At 45.9% G+C, this 3,291-nt stretch carries 1 protein-coding gene; it reads right to left on the bottom strand.

All coding sequences use genetic code 11. From position 1 onward, the window contains the following. Positions 1 to 114 precede the first annotated feature (114 nt). Positions 115 to 3,201: a type I restriction endonuclease subunit R, EcoR124 family gene (locus LI114_RS13230; protein ID WP_227221062.1), complete on the bottom strand. Its 3,087-nt coding sequence runs from the start codon at positions 3,199 to 3,201 to the stop codon at positions 115 to 117. Positions 3,202 to 3,291 lie beyond the last annotated feature (90 nt).

The raw sequence follows: 3,291 nt of genomic DNA, 5'->3' as shown, positions 1-3,291 counted from the left end.
GACAGCTTACGCTGTTCCCAGGAAAAAGCACAAACAAGCATAAAAAAACAGGGAGCTAAGAAAAACTTAGCTCCCAAATAGGCGATTTTTCGTGATTTTATGATGTTTTTGATGTTAGGACTTGTTAAGTAATGCTGTATCATCAATTCTATAATCATCGTCCCGAAGTGGTATTACATCTTCATTCAGCAAGGTCAGCAGTGCCTTTTTGACCGACTGATGATATTTGAACTTGGAAATGCCTTCGTGCTTTGCGGAATAGCTGTCGAAATCAGCGGATTTTTTCAGGTTATTTAGTCCCGGCAAGTCGGTATCTCCGACCTGATAGCGGTCTGCCGCATAAGAGACAGCATCGAGCGATACGCACCATTCCTCGGCAAATCCACGAAGAACGCTGTCTATTGCTTCTTTTCGCATTTCAGCAAGAACATAAGATACTCGTTTACCCTTGAATTCATCGGGATTTTCCTGTACCTTCTCCCACAACTGCTGCATAAGCGCTCCGAGTTTCGGATTGGAGGACAGCAATTCCTCGATATACTTCGTGATCTCTATAACAAGATTCTGATAGTGCTGTTCCTGACGCTCCTCGTCGGTAGCAGATACAACGGACTGAATCAGGCTGACAATGTAATCATAGTCTATCTTTTCCTTGCTGTATGCTTTCAGTTCGTATTCAAAGTCGATAGGCGGTTCAGGTCCAGGCTCCGGACCGGGTTCAGGACCGGGACCGGGTTTTAATTCTTGGATAACATTTAAGTAATGTGCTGCGTAATCGTCATATTCTGCCTGCGTTATTCCGTAGGATTCCGGAGGGTTATCAGCATACCTGATAAATGATTTCAGACTTGTGTAGACCTTATCAAACTCCTGAAATGCCTTAGCAAAGCGCTTTTTACCCTCTTTTGATAGAGCTGGAACAACAGAAGGCGTTTCCGCAGTAACACGCAGATAAGCAAGTGCTTTCGTAAAGTCTGCATATACTGTATCCCAATCAGGAGCCAGTACGGAGGCTTTTCCGCCTGCGGAATAAAGGATAAGTGCTTCGTCAACAGCATCTTTGAAGATGTGCGGTGACTGGAAAGTTACTATCTGACCACTGGTCTTGCTCTTATCGAACAGACGGTTTGTTCTTGAAAACGCCTGAATAATATCGTGGGGGTGCATCGGCTGTCTGTCCATAAATACGGTAGACAGACAAGGAGCATCAAAGCCCGTAAGCAGCCTGTTTACTACGATTACAAGGTCAAGCTGTTCGTCACGGCTCTTGAATTTGGATTTCTTTCTTGCAAGGCGGTCATTCAGATTTGTATTATAGCCCTTGATCTCACCAATTCCGAAGGAAGTGCCGAACATAGCGTTATAATCATCAAGCGATTCCTTCATCTTAGGCACGTTCAGATCTGCGCTTTCATTATCTTCATCATTAGAAACAGAGTATGTGATCGCAAATTTCGGGAAATCTGGCAATACTCGCCTTGTTTCTTCGCTGATCGTGACAGAGGTTTCCCCATTTACAACTCGTTTCAGGAGATCATAATACGCCTGCGCCCTCTTGATCGAATTAACGGTCAGTATCGCTTCATAGGTCTTTCCTCTGCCATGCTTAAAGCCGAGTTTCTCCTGAGACTTATTTATGATGGTATCAAGGACTTTCAGCATATGTGCTTCTGTCTCATAAACGGACAAGTCCTCGTTGCTGTCATCGTCTTTCAGCTTCTGTGCGCCGAGATGCTCGGTCTGGAAGCCTAAAACAGCTTCATCACGGATAGCTTCTTTTACAGTATAGCGATGTAAGCAGAACGGCAGTTCACGGCGCTCCACCTTAGCCTGATAATCAGGATCACGGCGGAATTCCTCGTTGCTGTACAGCTCGTCGGTAGTTCTCGGAAGATCACCCTCGGCAGGATAAGCGTTTACAGAAAAACGTGGTGTTCCCGTAAAGCCATACCAAAGGGAGTTTACAAAGAACTGTGCCAGAAGGCGCTGTGTTCTCGGTGTTACGGCTCTGTGGCACTCGTCCACGATGAAAGCAACACGGAGATTTTTGATGCGGTTATACGCAGGAGTGCCTTCCTTTAGACGCTTTTTCACGGCAATGGATAGCTTCTGAATGGTAGTGACAACAACTTGCTGATTATTATTTTTCAGCTTGTCGATCAGATCGCCCACATTGTCGGTTTCATCAACGTCTACCACATCGTTATTCGCATAGGACTGAAATGCCTGTGTAGTCTGCGTGTCGAGGTCTTTACGGTCGATAAGGAAGATGGTCTTTTCGATGCTCGGAATGTCGATCAGCAGATTTCTCGCAGCCTTATAGCTCGTCATGGTCTTGCCTGAGCCTGTTGTATGCCAGATATAGCCCGATTTGCCCTGTCTTGATGCCGTTCTGACTGCTTCGATAGCGTGTATCTGATACGGACGGAGCAGAAGTATCTTTCTTGCTTCTTGGTCGAGAACAGCATACTTCATCACCATTTGGTGTGCTTCGGGTATTTTCAGCACGTTCTCAGCAAATTTCAGATAGTCGGTAACAGGGTTGTTTGCAAAGTCCTCCCAGCCGGAAAGGAACTTCTCGTTGAGTTCTTCTTCCTCGGCAGCGGCGAAATATTTTGTATCGACCGCATTGGAAACTACAAACATCTGAACTGCGGAGAAAATGCCCGTAAACTTGCCCTCACGGATATACTTGCGTATCTGACGGAAACCGTCAAGATAGGAATGCTGACGGTTTTTCAGTTCGATATGGATAAGCGGAATACCGTTTATCAGCAGAGATACATCAAAACGGCGGTTTTGGCTGTGAATATCCTCCTCATCGTCCTTTAAGGCTCTGTACTGATTTATCACTTCATAAACGCTTGAACCGCCTGCAATATCGTCACGTTTCAGAGCTGTGAGCTGCACTGTCTCCGTGTCCCTCTGAACATAAACATGAGCGATACCGTTTTCTCCTGCGATCCACTTGGCGGCATCGTAGAAGGTCGCAAAGGAAAGCTGGTTCTTGACCTGTTCAAATTCCTGATCGGTCAGGGGCTTGCCGTCAAGTACGGCTTTATTGCCACGCTCAAGGATAGAGCGCAGATTTGCCCATAACTCCTCCTCGGTATGCAGGTCGGGGCGGTAAGTCCACTGGCTTTTGCCTTCTGTGAGCTGTTCTATCAGCTTATCTTCTATTGTCTTTTCAAGTTCTGCCATAGGTATTCACCGCCTTTATACAAACATCTTTTGGAGCAGAGATTTCTTCATTTTTTGGAGCGTTTCTAACTTACGCTGATGAAGGGTGAT

This window comes from Ruminococcus sp. 210702-SL.1.03 (assembly GCF_020559915.1).
GTDB lineage: Bacteria > Bacillota > Clostridia > Oscillospirales > Ruminococcaceae > YE71.
Note: the sequence above shows the minus strand (reverse complement) of the source record. Positions and strands in the feature narration are given on the sequence as shown.